This is a genomic window from Rhizobium bangladeshense, from assembly GCF_017357245.1.
Taxonomy (GTDB): Bacteria; Pseudomonadota; Alphaproteobacteria; order Rhizobiales; family Rhizobiaceae; genus Rhizobium; species Rhizobium bangladeshense.
Genome location: NZ_CP071612.1, coordinates 1,028,749 through 1,041,685, shown reverse-complemented (window position 1 = coordinate 1,041,685; position 12,937 = coordinate 1,028,749). Strand labels below are relative to the sequence as shown.

At 63.0% G+C, this 12,937-nt stretch carries 12 protein-coding genes and 1 pseudogene; 8 read left to right on the top strand and 5 right to left on the bottom strand.

The features are described 5' to 3' along the window. Window positions 1–8 precede the first annotated feature (8 nt). Window positions 9–158 (bottom strand): annotated as a pseudogene (locus tag J2J98_RS05000) (VOC family protein); the annotation flags it as partial. Window positions 159–358: 200 nt separating this feature from the next. Here J2J98_RS05000 and J2J98_RS04995 point away from each other — a divergent pair. From J2J98_RS04995 to J2J98_RS04985, 3 genes are all read left to right on the top strand, one after another. Continuing rightward, a complete protein-coding gene (locus J2J98_RS04995; protein WP_207602496.1) occupies window positions 359–811 on the top strand; it encodes an NUDIX hydrolase in 453 nt (150 codons plus the stop codon). After that, window positions 808–1,806, top strand: coding sequence for an extracellular catalytic domain type 1 short-chain-length polyhydroxyalkanoate depolymerase (locus J2J98_RS04990; RefSeq protein WP_207602495.1), 999 nt, complete (start codon window positions 808–810; stop codon window positions 1,804–1,806). Before J2J98_RS04995 ends, J2J98_RS04990 begins: the two co-directional genes overlap by 4 nt. A 234-nt stretch (window positions 1,807–2,040) precedes the next feature. Next, window positions 2,041–2,721: a peroxiredoxin-like family protein gene (locus tag J2J98_RS04985; RefSeq protein WP_207602494.1), complete on the top strand. Its 681-nt coding sequence runs from the start codon at window positions 2,041–2,043 to the stop codon at window positions 2,719–2,721. A gap of 511 nt (window positions 2,722–3,232) precedes the next feature. On the opposite strand, the gene J2J98_RS04980 is transcribed toward J2J98_RS04985, so the two are convergent. Beyond that, window positions 3,233–4,141: a DUF1499 domain-containing protein gene (locus J2J98_RS04980; protein ID WP_138393740.1), complete on the bottom strand. Its 909-nt coding sequence runs from the start codon at window positions 4,139–4,141 to the stop codon at window positions 3,233–3,235. 366 nt (window positions 4,142–4,507) lie between these two features. On the opposite strand from J2J98_RS04980, the gene J2J98_RS04975 reads away from it, so the two are divergent. After that, the gene (locus J2J98_RS04975) at window positions 4,508–4,894 is read left to right on the top strand and encodes a hypothetical protein (RefSeq protein WP_207602493.1); all 387 of its coding nucleotides are present in this window, start codon (window positions 4,508–4,510) and stop codon (window positions 4,892–4,894) included. A gap of 16 nt (window positions 4,895–4,910) precedes the next feature. On the opposite strand, the gene J2J98_RS04970 is transcribed toward J2J98_RS04975, so the two are convergent. After that, window positions 4,911–5,156, bottom strand: coding sequence for a hypothetical protein (locus tag J2J98_RS04970; RefSeq protein ID WP_064711269.1), 246 nt, complete (start codon window positions 5,154–5,156; stop codon window positions 4,911–4,913). 121 nt (window positions 5,157–5,277) lie between these two features. Here J2J98_RS04970 and J2J98_RS04965 point away from each other — a divergent pair, with 121 nt between their 5' ends. Further along, complete coding sequence (locus J2J98_RS04965) at window positions 5,278–5,475, top strand: hypothetical protein (RefSeq protein WP_064707025.1); 198 nt, start codon at window positions 5,278–5,280, stop codon at window positions 5,473–5,475. A gap of 388 nt (window positions 5,476–5,863) precedes the next feature. On the opposite strand, the gene J2J98_RS04960 is transcribed toward J2J98_RS04965, so the two are convergent. Further along, the gene (locus J2J98_RS04960; RefSeq protein ID WP_207602492.1) at window positions 5,864–6,148 is read right to left on the bottom strand and encodes a GIY-YIG nuclease family protein; all 285 of its coding nucleotides are present in this window, start codon (window positions 6,146–6,148) and stop codon (window positions 5,864–5,866) included. Window positions 6,149–7,346: 1,198 nt separating this feature from the next. Here J2J98_RS04960 and J2J98_RS04955 point away from each other — a divergent pair. Further along, window positions 7,347–7,607 carry a hypothetical protein gene (locus tag J2J98_RS04955; RefSeq protein WP_207603082.1) on the top strand — a complete coding sequence of 87 codons (261 nt, stop codon included), beginning with the start codon at window positions 7,347–7,349 and terminating at the stop codon, window positions 7,605–7,607. Between the two features lie 34 nt (window positions 7,608–7,641). Here the strand turns inward: J2J98_RS04955 and ppdK are convergent, their stop codons facing one another. Next, window positions 7,642–10,308: a pyruvate, phosphate dikinase gene (gene ppdK / locus J2J98_RS04950; RefSeq protein ID WP_207602491.1), complete on the bottom strand. Its 2,667-nt coding sequence runs from the start codon at window positions 10,306–10,308 to the stop codon at window positions 7,642–7,644. Window positions 10,309–11,088: 780 nt separating this feature from the next. Between ppdK and J2J98_RS04945 the strand changes: the two genes are divergently transcribed. Together J2J98_RS04945 and J2J98_RS04940 are read left to right on the top strand one after the other, a co-directional pair. Next, a complete protein-coding gene (locus J2J98_RS04945; protein ID WP_207603081.1) occupies window positions 11,089–12,072 on the top strand; it encodes a phosphotransferase enzyme family protein in 984 nt (327 codons plus the stop codon). An 81-nt stretch (window positions 12,073–12,153) separates the two neighbouring features. After that, window positions 12,154–12,804, top strand: coding sequence for a glutathione S-transferase family protein (locus J2J98_RS04940; protein WP_207602490.1), 651 nt, complete (start codon window positions 12,154–12,156; stop codon window positions 12,802–12,804). Window positions 12,805–12,937 lie beyond the last annotated feature (133 nt).

Genomic DNA, 12,937 nt, shown 5'->3' with positions numbered 1-12,937 from the left:
AAACGCCGTCACGCGGCGTCGGTGACGGGCGTATAGAGGGCGACGCGTGTTCCCTCGGGATCGGAAAACTGCGCTGTCCGATTGCCCCATGGCAGATCCTTGGGCGCGTGCACCACCGTGACCCGGTCCTTGAGCCGGGCGAATTCCGCATCGACATCCCCTGCGCGGACCTTGCCGGTTCTCGCAAAAGATCGGAACCAACCACGGCGTTGAGGGCTTCCTGTGCGGGTCGAGCTTGTTTTGGGTCTCGGACGACAACGTGAACTCCGGCTGCCGGAGGAACCAGCTCAACGCGGACCAGACTGTCATGATCCGATGCTACAGCTCTGAAGCAAGATAGGAAAAATCGAAAACAGCCATGCTCCACGCTCACGATCAATCCAACTCGACAATCTCAATCGTCCGCGATGTTCAGCAGGCCGGCGCGATCTGTTATCGAAGAAACGGAAGCGGGCAGCTTCGCATCCTTCTCGTGGGAAGTCGTCGGAATGGACGATGGGGCGTTCCGAAAGGCAATCTCGACCCGGGCGAGACAACATCTGCAGCGGCAAGGCGGGAATCTTTCGAGGAAGCGGGCGTCGTTGGCGATGTGGAGGCGACAGCTTTCGGTTCGTTCAGCTACCGCAAAGACAGCTCGCCGCATCACTACCATGTCACCGTTCATCTGCTGCACGTCGTCGAGGCGCAACTTGATTTCCCCGAGAAGGGCACGCGCAAACAGAAATGGTTTCCTTTGAAAGTCGCGATCCGCGATGCGGCACAGCCCGGCTTGAAGGCTCTGCTTTCCAGGCTTGAAGGCGTGGTCCTTTGAAGCTCGGCTTCACCAAATCGCTGTCGGGATTGCTGAAGACGCGACGGAGAGCCGCGCGCTTGTTGGAGAAGGCATGGAGCCCGCTTCGCCGCAAGCCGTCCAGGCCGGAGCGACCGAGGCTCCAGACGACCCCCGCATTTGGCAGCAACCCCGGAAGGCTTGTGATGAAGACCTTCGTGCCCGCCGATCTGCCAAGCAAGCCGGCCCTTGTGGTGGTGCTTCATGGATGCCGGCAGACGCCGGAAAGCCTGGACGCCGCCAGCGGCTTCTCGAGACTGGCCAGGGAGAGAGGCTTCGTGGTGCTTTATCCGCAGCAGACCCACAGCAACAATGCCCACAAATGCTTCAACTGGTTCCGTCCGAGCGAGGTCGCTCGCGATCGCGGCGAGGTGCTTTCCGTCAAGCAGATGATTGACCATGCCCTCAAACGACATCGAGCCGATCGCACGCGCGTTTACATTGTCGGCCTTTCTGCCGGCGGAGCGATGACAGGTTCATTGGTCGCCAACTATCCCGATATGTTTGCCGGTGCCGCTATCGTCGCCGGAATGCCGGTTGGCGCCGTGCGCGATGCAATGTCAGCGTTGCGGGCGATGAAATCCGGCGCGGCACTGCCTTCGGATGGCTGGGGAGCAAGGATTGCCGAAATCTCCCCTCGCCGACGGTCCTGGCCGCCGATCAGCATCTGGCAGGGGACTGCGGATCGCACGGTCAACCCGGCAAATGCGAGGGCTTGCGTCGATCAATGGCTTGAAGCGAACGCCGTTGATCGAAGCAGCGTCCGTGTCGAGAGGAAGCCTTGGGGCGAGTTGTCCTCCTGGAACGCCGGCGGTGCACGCCGCGTATCGCTCTACTCAATCCATGGCATGGGGCACGGTCTTCCCGTCAAGAGCCGAAAGCCGGCCCCCTCCGGATCGACAGATCCATTCGTGTTGACAGCGGACATCTCGGCTCCGGTCGAACTGATGCGTCTGTGGCGTCTGCCAACGCGGTAGGACGTGGCCAAACTGGGTATGCCCCTTGTGGCGCCAACCTGCCGATGCCGCATTGTGTCGGTTGGTGGCAATCGCTCATAACTGCGGATCTTTGCCGGCGTGCCGTGTCGCCCCTCTCGGGGCATGCCTGCCACTTCAGGCGATCTTGACATCGAGCGCTGGGTCTTCTTGCAACGAGTGCTATATTCAATTTCGGTCGTTTCACCTGAGACGAGCCCGGAAAGGAATTCTTCCATGGGAGACCAGAAGCGCCCGCTGCAACCCGGAAACACCGCGCCCGCGTTCGAACTCGCCACGGCCAATTTCGACGGAACGGTCTCCTTGGCCGATTTGAGCGGTCGGCCGTTCCTGATCGGCTTCTTTCGCGGGCTGCACTGCCCGTTCTGCCGGCGCCAGCTCGAACAGCTTGCCGGCATAGAGCCCACCTTGCGCGCCGCCGGGGTGAAGATCGTCGCCGTCATCAACACGCCGGTGGAACGGGCTCGCCTGTATTTCCGCCACCGGCCGACGCCGGTGACGCTGCTATGCGATCCCGACTGCCGCACGCATCGCGCCTATGGTGTGCCGCATGCCGAATTCCTGCCCGATGGGAGCAGCGATCAGCCGGAATGGCCTTATCGCGCGACGATGGCGCAGTTCCAGGCGGCGCGCATCAACCCCACCGGCGAGTTCCCGGAACCTGTCCAGCCGATGGAAGCCAACACGGTGCTCAATGCCAAGGACCGCTTCGAGCTTGTTGAAGCCGATCATGCGATCTTCGCCAAGCACGGCACACAGCTCGTCGGGCACTTCCTGGTCGATCAGAACGGCACCATCGCCTGGGCACGAATCGAGTCGCTGGACGGACCCAACAGCCTTTGCATCTTCCCGAGTGCCGCGGAGATTATCACTGCCGTGGGTGAGCTTCGACGCTGATCTGCAGCGGTGGCCGAAGATTGCCAACGCCTTTGGCGGGAGGGAGCCCGGTCTGTCGCACCCTTTCCCGGCCCTTCGCTTTGGGCTCGGGGCGTTCGCCCCGCCCTCATTCCTGTGCTCGTCACAGGAATGAGGGCGGTTGGGATGGCGATCTCTCGGACCATCGAGTTGCGGCACGGTATGAGGTCGCGTCTGCCGCGCCCTATCCCGGCCCTTCGCTTTGGCTCAGGGCGTTCGCCGCTGCAATCGATTCACTGGATCGATTGCTGCCGCCTGCGGCGGCACAGGAACAGGGGTCGGGTCTGCCGCGCCCTCTCCCGGCCCTTCGCTTGGGCTCAGGGCGTTCGCCGCTGCAATCGATTCACTGGATCGATTGCTGCCGCCTCTGGCGGCACAGGAACAGGGGTCGGGTCTGCCGCGCCCTATCCCGGCCCTTCGCTTGGGCTCAGGGCGTTCGCCGCTGCAATCGATTCACTGGATCGATTGCTGCCGCCTGCGGCGGCACCGCGGCTCACCCACCCGCAATCCCGAGGAGTTCGGAGTCAAGGGCCTTCAGGTAATCGCCGGCGATGGCGGCGCTGAAGCCGAGGTCGTGCTGGCCGTAGCGGGAGGCGACGCGGATGTCGACGAAGGTGGTTTCGGCTTCTTCGCGCAGCCGGATGATCATATCGAAGCGCAGGCCGAGGACCAGCGTGCGGGTGGTCGCCTGCAGCGTCACGCCGTTGGCGCCGCGGATCAGCCTGGCGACATCGTCGTCATAGGGGCGCGGCGTCGGCACCGGAACGGGGCCGGGTGCATCGGTCACGGCGTCGTCGCCGGGGGCGGGCCTTGCCGGCCTGTCCTCGAGATCGCGGCCCGGCTCGGTCGTGCCGGTGCTCTTGACGATCACAAAGCCGCTCTGCTTGGCGACCTTGCGCACCGCCTCCAGCACGCGGTCGAGCGCCCCCTCATAGCGCCGGCCGGTCAGTTCGGGATAGGCCTCCATCTGCTTTTCGCGATCCTCCGGCGTCACGAGCGGGTTGCGCTTCAGCCAGATCTGGTCGGATGCCGGCGGCGACAGCCAGTCGGGTGCGGCGACCGGATCTGTGGAGACATCGTAGATCGCGGGCAGGCTGAGGTAGCGCTCGGCGGCGAAAGCGCCGATGCCGAGCGGAAAGGCGGCGTAGATCAGCGCCGCCAGGGCGGCGAGTCCGCCTTCGGCGCCCGTCATCCACAGGCTGCGCAGGCCGATTGCGGCCAGAAATGCGGCCAGCAGCGCCCAGCCGGCGGCGGCGATCAAAAGCAGCACCAGATAGGGGGTGGCGAGCCCGCCGAAGCGGTGGGCGATCAGCACGGCGAGCGCCAGAACCAGTGAAAACGCTCCAAGGAGCCGCGAAAGATGGGCGGCGCTGGAAACGGGACGGTCGTAACGGATGGCCATCAAACTTACCGGTTGCTGATCAGCGCCGCGTCACGAACCACGCAAATCGCCGTAACCCTGTTTAGAGCATGATTGAGAAAAGTGTGAAGCGGTTTTCGGACGACATCATGCTCTATTTCTTTGATTTAGATCCGGATTTCAGAATGCTTCAATCCAACCCGGAAAGGCTCTAGGCCGCCCCGGCCTAAAATCATCCGGATCTGTGCACGATTCGCCTGAATTGAAACTGGTGTCTCGGAATATCAGATGGAATTCAGCGGAGACCGCCGGCAATCGGCCGTCCACTTCATAAGCCCTTGCTGATATGACAAAAAAAGGCCATTCTGCAGCGGTTTCATCTCCAAAGTCACGGACAGGAGAGACGGGATGATTTCACCCGAGATTGCAGCAAGGCCGCAGGCGTCTGCGCTTGGCGGGATCGATCACACCGAACCGACGCTGCCGATGGAGCTCGTCGAGCTCGAACTTTCGCTCGAAGGTTATGCCGGCGGCGATGTCGGCTTCTGCGAGGCAGTGCGCCAGGCAGCCGGCCGCTCAGGCGGCGAACTGCTGTTCGACCTGCCGGCAGCCGGCCTGATCGGCGATTGCCGCCGCATCGCCGTGCTGCGCATTCCTGATGGCGAAAACATGCGCGTCGTGCTGGCGCTGCTCGATCAGAACGGCACCGAGATCCGCATGCAGGCGCCCGATGAGGACACCGCACATCTCGTGCGTTTCGCCGATGCCTTCGTCGAGGTGCTGGAGCGGATCTGAATACCGCCCGAGATTTCTAGCGTCGTTCCGTCGCGGCTTCCGCCAGGCTGCGGAAGGGAAATTTGCGCCCGCATTCGCACTTGATCATGAAGCTTTCCTGGTGGTTGGAAGCCCGCTGTACGCCAAAGCCGCGCGGCAGCTGGTCAACCTGGAAATCCGGGTGCTTGCGCTTGGGATCGTCGATCTCCGAAGCCTCGGCAAAACCCGCATTGCCGCATTGCGGGCAGTTCAGTTTCTTCGAGAATCGATCGCGAATGGCCATGCTCAGTTCCATGTTGCAGGCCCTCTCATATAGAGGAATGCCGCTTATGCATAGCAAGGTCGGCGGCGAAAGTGGAACCATCCGAAGGCCGTGCCGTTCCTTTTTCGAAAAGGAGGCGATCATGCCGAACAGAGATCCGATCCCGACACCGACGACCGACACACCGCGCGGCCCGACGCCGACACCCGGCATTCCCGACCGCGTCCAGGAAAAACCGCCGCTGACCCCGGCCCAGGACCCCGGCGACACGAAAAACCCGCAAGACCCGCCGCTCGACCCGGCGCTGCTGCCGATCGGGGATCCCGCCGGGGCGGCGTGAGTGTGGCGAGAAGCGTTGCACGCCTTGAGCGGCCGGCACCGTGTGAGGAGCGATGGCATTTTCTCGTAAGTAATTGAAGCCGCGCGCCTGGCTGTGGATCCCAGGGTCAAGCCCTGGGATGACAGAGTGTGGGGTTGGCTTTGTTGCCACATGCACGGCCGGTGCAGCTTATGACGCGCCGCTGTGCCTCAACTTCATCGCGCCGCCGGAGTCGATCAGTTGCGCGACCACTTCTCTTCCGTCACCGTCGCCAAAAGCGTCGCCACTTTTCACATCGCTTCATCGCCGCTGCCGAGCCGATGGAGCCAGGCACCAACCTCTCCTCCGTCATCCCAGGGTTTGACCCTGGGATCCATGCGGCTGGCCCTGCGGGAAGACGCAGCCGGCATCACCACAGCGTAAGATAGAGATCGTCCCACTCGGGATTCATCGCTTCGACCAGATCGATCTTCCATTGCCGGTTCCACCGTTTCAGTGACTTCTCGCGCTGGATGGCGCTGCCGATGCCCCAATGCTCCTCGTACCAGACGAGACGGGTGCAGCCATATTTCCAGGCAAAGCCCGGCGTCAGTCCTTCGCGATACTCGTAGATGCGGCGCTCAAGATCGGATGTGACGCCGATATAGAGGGTGCCGTTTCTCTGGTTGGTGATGATGTAAACATATCCTGCCATGTGGGCAGAGTGCTTGGCTGTGGATCCCAGAGTCAAGCCCTGGGATGACGGAGTGTGGGGTTGGCTTTGTTGCCAAATGCACCGCTGGCGCGGCTTGAGAACCGGCGCAGCTTGTGAGACCTCGCTTTCGCCGAGGCTTGTGGCCGCCGCCTTTTCCCAAGCTTCCTCACCGCTGCTGAGCCGATGCGTCGCGGCACCACCTCGCTTGCGCGCTGGCGGACTTATGCGTCCCGCCACCACCTCTCCTCCGCGCTGGCTGGCTTTCGCGTCCCGCCACCACCTCTCCTCCGTCATCCCAGGGCTTGACCCTGGGATCCATACGGCTGGCACTGCGTGAAGAGTGAAGACCTGCATGAATCGAAATCGCGCGCCTGGCTGTGGATCCCAGGGTCAAGCCCTGGGATGACGGAGTGTGGGGTTGGCGATGTTGCTAAACGCACGGCCGGTGCAGCTTATGACGCGCCGCTGTGCCTCAACTTCATCGCGCCGCCGGAGTCGATCAGTCGCGCGACCACCCCTCTTCCGTCACCGTCGCCAAAAGCGTCGCCACTTTTCGCATCGCTTCATCGCCGCTGCCGAGCCGATGGAACCAGGCACCACCTCTCCTCCGTCATCCCAGGGCTTGACCCTGGGATCCATGCGGCTGGCACTGCGTGAAGAGTGAAGACCTGCAGGAATCGAAACCACGCGCCTGGCTGTGGATCCCAGGGTCAAGCCCTGGGATGACGGAGTGTGGGGTTGGCTTTGTTGCCACATGCACCGTTGGTGCAGCTTGAGAACCGGCGCAGCTTGTGAGACCTCGCTTTCGCCGAGGCTTGTGTCCGCCGCCTTTTCCCAAGCTTCCTCACCGCTGCTGAGCCGATGCGTCGCCGCGCCACCTTGCTTCCGCGCTGGCGGACTTATGGGTCGCGGCACCACCTCTCCTCCGTCATCCCAGGGCTTGACCCTGGGATCCATACGGCTGGCACTGCGGGAAGAGCCGCATGCCGGGGCTGGATCGCAAGGCAGCTCAGGGCCGAGCATGACGGAGAGTGGGACGCGCAGGAGAAACCATTCCGGGGTAGACCCATGTAAGCCATACGCCAGCGATACCGGTCAGGTCACGGCCTAGGCCTTCTCGCAAGGGACGAGAGGTCTGTCACTTGACGGGGTCAGCCGAATGGCATTTGCTCAGCGCATCATGCCAAGGACCAAGCCGATGCGCATCCCCATCCTCCTCACCCTCCTCGCCACCATCGCCGGCCTGTCGGCCTGCCAGACGATGACGCCGGAGGAGCGGCGGGCGGCAGATGAGCGGCAGTGTCTCAGCTATGGTTTCCGCCGCGGCACGGATGGGTTCGCCACCTGCCTGCAGCGCATCGATCTCGACCGCCGCGCCGAATCGCGGGCTGAGAGTGCCGAAATGATGAACCGCATGGCCTGGGATCTGAACGGGCCCTACGTCTACCGCGATCGCTAGCGGTATCGTCACTGAGGGCCGTGCTGCCCAGTCTTTACCTGCTTCCCGCAATCACCGCCTGGGCCGCCGCAAGCCTTGCGATCGGCACGCGGAAAGGCGAGCAGGAGACGTAGTCGAGGCCGATCGTTTCGCAGAAGCGGATCGAAGCCGGATCGCCGCCATGTTCGCCGCAGATGCCGAGCTTCATGTCGTTGCGGGTGCGCCGGCCGCGTTCGGCCGCGATGCTGATCAGTTCCCCCACCCCGTCGAAGTCGAGCGAGATGAAGGGATCGTGCTCGATGATGCCCTTGCGCTGATAGGTGGGAATGAAGGCGGAGGCATCGTCGCGCGAGATGCCGAAAGTGGTCTGCGTCAGGTCGTTGGTGCCGAAGGAGAAGAATTCGGCAGCCTCGGCGATCACATGCGCGCGCAGTGCTGCGCGCGGCAGCTCGATCATCGTGCCGACGAGATAATCGATCTTCATGCCGGCCTCGCGCATGACATTGCCGGCGATGGCGTCGATGCAGGCCTTGACGTAATCGAGCTCGGATCGCAGGCCAACGAGCGGCACCATGATCTCGGGCACGACGGCGGCGCCGGTCTCCTGGGCGGCAGCCACCGCCGCCTCGAAGATGGCGCGGGCCTGCATCTCGACGATCTCGGGATAGGAGATCGCCAGCCGGCAGCCGCGATGGCCGAGCATCGGGTTGAACTCGTGCAGCGCATCGACGCGCTGGCGCAGCGCTAAGGGCTCCATGCCCATGGCAAAGGCGACCTCGGCGACCTCCTCGTCGGTCTTCGGCAGGAATTCGTGCAGCGGCGGATCAAGCAGGCGGATCGTCACCGGCAGGCCGTGCATGACGGTGAAGAGGCCGGTGAAATCGGAGCGCTGCATCGGCAGCAGCTTGTCGAGCGCCACCCGCCTGCCCTTCTCGTCCTCGGCCAAAATCATCTCGCGCATGACATGGATGCGCTCGCCCTCGAAGAACATGTGTTCGGTGCGGCAAAGGCCGATGCCCTCGGCGCCGAAGGAGCGGGCGGCGCGCGCATCGGCCGGCGTATCGGCATTGGTGCGCACCGTCATGCGCCGGGCACGGTCGGCCCATCCCATGATGCGGCCGAAATCGCCTGACAGTTCCGGCTGGATCATCGGCACCTCGCCCTTCAGCACCTGGCCGGCCGAGCCGTCGATGGTGATGATATCGCCCTTCTTCAGCGTCACGCCGATGCCGAGCAGCCGCTCGTTGCGTTGATCGATGCGCATGGTGCCGGCGCCGACGACGCAGGGAATGCCCATGCCGCGGGCCACGACCGCCGCATGGCTGGTCATGCCGCCGCGCGTCGTCAGGATGCCTTCGGCGGCATGCATGCCGTGAATATCCTCCGGGCTGGTCTCGACCCTAAGCAGAATGACCTTGCGGCCCTCGGCCTCCGCCTCGACCGCCTCTTCGGCGGTGAAGACGATGGCGCCGGTCGCCGCCCCGGGCGAGGCCGGCAGCCCGGTGCCGATCACCTGACGGTTGACGCGCGGATCGATCGTCGGATGCAAGAGCTGGTCGAGGCTCGAAGGTTCGATGCGCAGCACCGCCTCCTCTTCGGTGATCACCCCCTCGTCCACCATGTCGACGGCAATCCTCATCGCCGCCCGAGTCGAGCGCTTGCCCGAACGGGTCTGCAGCATCCAGAGCTTGCCGCGCTCGATGGTGAATTCGATATCCTGCATGTCGCGGTAATGCACCTCGAGCTCGGTGCAGATGCGGGAGAGCTCGTGGAAGGCCTCCGGCATCAGCTTTTCCATGGAGGGCTTGTCGGAGCCGGAGGAAAGCCGCCCCTCCTCGGTGATGCTGTGCGGCGTGCGGATGCCGGCGACGACATCCTCGCCCTGGGCATTGACGAGGAATTCGCCGTAAAGCGCCTTCTCGCCGGTCGAGGGGTTGCGGGTAAAGGCGACGCCGGTGGCCGAGGAATTGCCGAGATTGCCGAAGACCATGGCCTGGATGTTGACCGCAGTGCCCCAGCCCTCGGGAATATTGTGCAGCTGACGATAGGTGACGGCGCGCGCGCTCTTCCAGCTGGAAAACACCGCGCCGACCGCGCCCCAGAGCTGGATCTCCGGATCCTGCGGAAATTGCTGTCCCAGTTCCTCCTCGATCAGCTTCTTGTAGAGGGAAACGACATGCTGCCATTCGGTGGCGCTGAGCTCGGTATCGAGTTCATGGCCGAGCTTGGCCTTCTCGTCTTCCAGGATTTCCTCGAAGGCGTCGTTGCCGAGGCCCATGACGACATCGGCATACATCTGGATGAAGCGGCGGTAGCTGTCCCAGGCAAACCGCGCGTCGCCGGCATCGTGACCGAGCGCCTGCACGGTTTCGTCGTTGAGGCCGAGATTGAGCACGGTGTCCATCATGCCGGGCATGGAGACGCGGGCGCCGGAGCGCACAGAAAGCAGCAGCGGCTGGCTGGTGGAGCCGAAATGGCGGCCGGTGATCGCCTCGATCGCCGCTATGCCGTCGCGCACCTCGGCCTTCAGCCGGTCCTCGATATGGCCGCCATTTTTATAATAGGTGCTGCAGGCATCGCTGACGATCGTCAGCCCCGGCGGAACAGGAAGACCGAGAGCGCACATTTCGGCGAGATTGGCGCCCTTGCCGCCGAGAATCTCGTGGTCGCGCGCACCGCCCTCAGCCTGTCCGTCGCCGAACCTATAGACCCACTTGGTCATCTTCCCCCCAACACCAGATCGGGATCAGCTTGATCCCTCAGTCTGTTGACAAACCTCGCTGTCGGCTCGGAGCCTTCGGAAGTTTCAGCAGGCATTGTCAGCAGTCCGAGTGACCAGCTTAATGGCTTGGAGTTGAAATGAAAATCGACAAATGCGGCAAAATGTTGCGCTGCACAATAAATGTGAGGCCTGGAGGCGCGGGAACCACAGAATCGAGCGCATAAAAAAAGCTTTGCGGGACTGCAACATTGTCCCGCAAAGCCTTGTTTCCGTCCGGCCAGGAATACCGGACGGGGGGTCCCTCAACCCAGGACGGTTCACCAACCGCCCCGACCTTCATTTTCCGCAATCCCTCTGAAGACGCTTCGCGCTTCCCGTGATTGCTCAAACAGCTTCCAGGTTCTGCCCTCTACCCCAGGAAGCGCATCGCAAATTCTACAATTCGCAACGTTGACCACGCGCTTTTCAGCAAAGTGATCAGGTTGCGTTGAAACAACTTCTAATGCAAGTCAGAGAAAAGAGCATCATCCAAATGGGGTACGGCCCGCAAGACAGCCGACCTTTTTTGGTGTTTATCGCCGAATGCGGGAAAATTGCGCGCGTTCTGTGCGGGTTCCGTGTCCCGAGCCGCTCCCGGCCGGATCATCGGTCAACAAACGCTGCGCGGCATCTGCAACTGTAATGACAAGGGTCGTCAAGACCATACACAAGCAGGCGTTGCAGCTGCCGCAGAATGCCTTATCTTGCCAAGGCTCCCGAGATTCGACCATGGACATCCGCATGCTCGATTTTGATCCGCAATATTCCACCCCCAGGATCGAGGCGATCGGGCGGTTCATCGATAAGCATTATGCGCTCGCCAGACCGGTTTCCTGCCGCATGCTGCAGCGTGGCTTGAACGATGTCTATCTCGTCACCGCCAGCAACGGCGAGCGCTATGTGTTCCGGCTTTCGCATCATCGCAGCCGCGGTCGAGCCGACGTCAGGACTGAGACGGCATTTCTCACGCATCTCCGGGGCGCAGGCGTACCGGTCGCCGCACCTGTCCCCACCCGCGATGGCGCCCTCTTCGTGCAGGGGGAGGCGCCGGAGGGGCCGCGGGAGGGTGTGCTCTTCCAAGAAGTTTCCGGCCGCGATCCGAGCCCGACAGACGCCGGGGATGCCCGAGCCAACGGCAGGACGCTTGCCCTGATGCATAATGCGGCACAGACTTTTTCGTCGGAGGGAGCGGTCTATCGGCTCGACCTCGAACATCTGCTGCATCGCCCCCACGCGCAAATCCGTGACAGCGGCCTCATCGAAGACGCGGATGTTCTCAGTGATCTTGAAAGCATCGCCGCGCGCACCGCGAGGGCGATCGAAGCGTATCAAAATCTGACCTGGATCTATTGTCACGGCGACTGTCACGGCTTCAATGCGCGCATCAACGACGCAGGTGAAGCCGTCTTTTTCGACTTTGACGACGGCGGGCCTGGATATCTCGCTTACGATCTGTCGGTCTTCCTATGGGCAAAAGTCTCCTTCGGCCGGTCATTGACCCCCATGTGGACCGCATTCATCGATGGTTACCGCGCGATCCGGCCGATAACACCGCACGACTTCGAGGCGGCGCTTCGGTTCGTGATCGTCCGCCACTTCTGGCTCATGGGCGAATATGCGAGCCGCGCCAACGAATGGGGGAGCAATACTGTCGGCTGGATTGCGCGGGAAGCAGCTTTTCTCAATGCTTGGGAAGCTGAAAATTTCGCCGATCGCCTGTTCTGACTTGGAGGGAAACGGGCGCCGGAAATGTCGGGATCCCGTTTGGCCGCGCGTCTTCAAGGCGGACAAGCTATGGAGAAAGCGATGACGATCACCATTACCGCGTTTGAACGCTCGCCCGACCGCGGCCGCGGCCTAGCCCGCGACATGCGGGTTCGCTGGGCGCTCGAGGAGGCGGGCCAGCACTATGAGGTTCGCCTTGTCTCCTTCGAGGCGTTGAAGCAGCCGGCGCATCTGGCGCTTCAGCCTTTCGGCCAGATCCCGACCTTTGAGGAAGGCGATCTCACCCTGTTCGAGTCCGGCGCCATCGTCCTTCATATCGCCGAGCGCCACGGCGGCCTGTTGCCTCGGGATGCCAACGGCCGGGCGCGGGCGATTGCCTGGATGTTTGCCGCGCTCAACACGGTGGAGCCGCCGATCTTCGATCACAGCCTCGCCCGGATCCTGGAGCGCGACGAGCCCTGGTACGAGCAGCGCCTGCAATCCCTCGAGAAGAGCATCCGCAAACGGTTGGACAGTCTTTCCAGGCACCTCGGCGATGCCGACTGGCTCGACGGCGCCTTCAGCGCCGGCGACCTGCTGATGGTGACGGTGCTGCTGCGGCTGAAATCAACCACCATCCTGGACGAATATCCGAGCCTCGCCGCCTATGTCGCCCGCGGCGAAGCGCGCCCCGCCTATCAACGCGCCTTCGCCGCGCAGCTCGCGGTTTTCCAGGCGGCCTCGGCGGGCTGAGCAACTTATACCAGCGGGCCGGTGTCAGCCCCGGTCCGCGCCTCCTGCCGCTCCGTTTCCTCCATCTCCGTCATCCCAGGCCTTGAGCCTGGGATCCACGGTCTGGCGCTAGAGCGCGTCCACTTTACTCGGG

Coding starts and splice junctions, on each gene's coding strand:
- J2J98_RS04970 (WP_064711269.1), bottom strand. CDS start 5,156: ATGGCCATTCGCGATCGATTCTCGAAGAAACTGAACTGCCCGCAATGC.
- J2J98_RS04995 (WP_207602496.1), top strand. CDS start 359: ATGCTCCACGCTCACGATCAATCCAACTCGACAATCTCAATCGTCCGC.
- J2J98_RS04980 (WP_138393740.1), bottom strand. CDS start 4,141: ATGGCCATCCGTTACGACCGTCCCGTTTCCAGCGCCGCCCATCTTTCG.
- ppdK (WP_207602491.1), bottom strand. CDS start 10,308: ATGACCAAGTGGGTCTATAGGTTCGGCGACGGACAGGCTGAGGGCGGT.
- J2J98_RS04985 (WP_207602494.1), top strand. CDS start 2,041: ATGGGAGACCAGAAGCGCCCGCTGCAACCCGGAAACACCGCGCCCGCG.
- J2J98_RS04975 (WP_207602493.1), top strand. CDS start 4,508: ATGATTTCACCCGAGATTGCAGCAAGGCCGCAGGCGTCTGCGCTTGGC.
- J2J98_RS04945 (WP_207603081.1), top strand. CDS start 11,089: ATGCTCGATTTTGATCCGCAATATTCCACCCCCAGGATCGAGGCGATC.
- J2J98_RS04940 (WP_207602490.1), top strand. CDS start 12,154: ATGACGATCACCATTACCGCGTTTGAACGCTCGCCCGACCGCGGCCGC.
- J2J98_RS04955 (WP_207603082.1), top strand. CDS start 7,347: ATGCGCATCCCCATCCTCCTCACCCTCCTCGCCACCATCGCCGGCCTG.
- J2J98_RS04960 (WP_207602492.1), bottom strand. CDS start 6,148: ATGGCAGGATATGTTTACATCATCACCAACCAGAGAAACGGCACCCTC.
- J2J98_RS04965 (WP_064707025.1), top strand. CDS start 5,278: ATGCCGAACAGAGATCCGATCCCGACACCGACGACCGACACACCGCGC.